The sequence below is a fragment of the Streptomyces botrytidirepellens genome (assembly GCF_003721215.1).
Taxonomy (GTDB): domain Bacteria; phylum Actinomycetota; class Actinomycetes; order Streptomycetales; family Streptomycetaceae; genus Streptomyces; species Streptomyces himastatinicus.
In genome coordinates, this window is the sequence record NZ_RIBZ01000423.1 from 1 (window position 1) to 1,004 (window position 1,004).

Annotated in this window: 2 protein-coding genes; both read right to left on the reverse strand. The window is 69.6% G+C overall.

The annotated features are described in order from the left end of the window. Positions 1 to 207: 207 nt before the first annotated feature. Entirely contained in the window at positions 208 to 489 is a 282-nt protein-coding gene (locus tag EEJ42_RS31320; RefSeq protein WP_009717479.1) for an HU family DNA-binding protein, read from the reverse strand. Between the two features lie 254 nt (positions 490 to 743). Beyond that, positions 744 to 1,004, reverse strand: a 261-nt coding sequence (locus EEJ42_RS31330; RefSeq protein ID WP_281291548.1) for a malic enzyme-like NAD(P)-binding protein, incomplete at its 5' end; no start/stop codon positions are given.

The following is a 1,004-nucleotide window of genomic DNA, read 5'->3' on the forward strand; positions in this document are numbered from 1 at the left end:
GCTCGCGGGCCCGGGCTGGCGTGCAGGGGGCGTCGTGGCGCCTTGGCGGGGCCTGAGGGCGGGCCGAGGGGCGGCGGGCCCCCTGAGCAGCCGCTACGGGCCGTGAAGCGGCGTGCAGCCGCTACGGGCCGCGGGACGGCGAAGGGCGGCCACCCGCACCGGGTGGCCGCCCCATTGTTGTTCGCCAGGCGCTTGCGCGCCTTCGGCTTACTTGCCCTTGGCGGCTTCCTTCAGCTTGGAGCCCGCGGAGACCTTCACGCTGTAGCCGGCCGGGATCTCGATCGGCTCACCGGTCTGCGGGTTGCGCGCGGTGCGAGCGGCACGGTGGGTGCGCTCGAAGGTCAGGAAGCCGGGGATGGTGACCTTCTCGTCGCCCTTGGCGACGACCTCACCGGTCACCTCGGCCAGGGCCGCCAGAACGGCGTCGGCGTCCTTGCGGGTCACCTCGGCGCGCTCGGACAGAGCGGCCACCAGCTCACTGCGGTTCATGTTGTACTCCCGTGTTCATCTTGCCATTAGGCGTGAGATCGAAGCCGATGCTGCCAGGGCCCTCGGACAGTCCCCGGACCCGGGTCTGCTGTTCAGACCCTCGCGCCCGGAACGCATCCTGCCCCCACCTGTGGCGGGAAAGCCAATCCGGAACCCCGGAGAGTCACACGAAAAGCGCCGTGGCGGTCGTTTTCCTGCCCGCCACCCTATGGCGGCCCCAGGTAGCCCAAGGGCCGCGACGCGCCGTGCCCGGCTCAGACCGCAGTGGTACCGGTCACAGGCTTTGCCGCTTCACGCACGGCTCCGGCGACCGCCCCCGCGACCTTGTCGTTGAAGACGCTCGGAATGATGTAGTTGGCATTCAGTTCGTCGTCGTGGACGACATCCGCGAGCGCACCCGCCGCGGCCAGCATCATGTCGGTGTTCACCGTACGGGACTGGGCGTCCAGGAGGCCACGGAAGACACCCGGGAAGACCAGTACGTTGTTGATCTGGTTCGGGAAGTCCGACCGTCC

What these genes read in the sequence shown, in the direction of transcription:
- EEJ42_RS31320 (WP_009717479.1), bottom strand. Translation starts at nt 489, where the DNA reads ATGAACCGCAGTGAGCTGGTGGCCGCTCTGTCCGAGCGCGCCGAGGTG.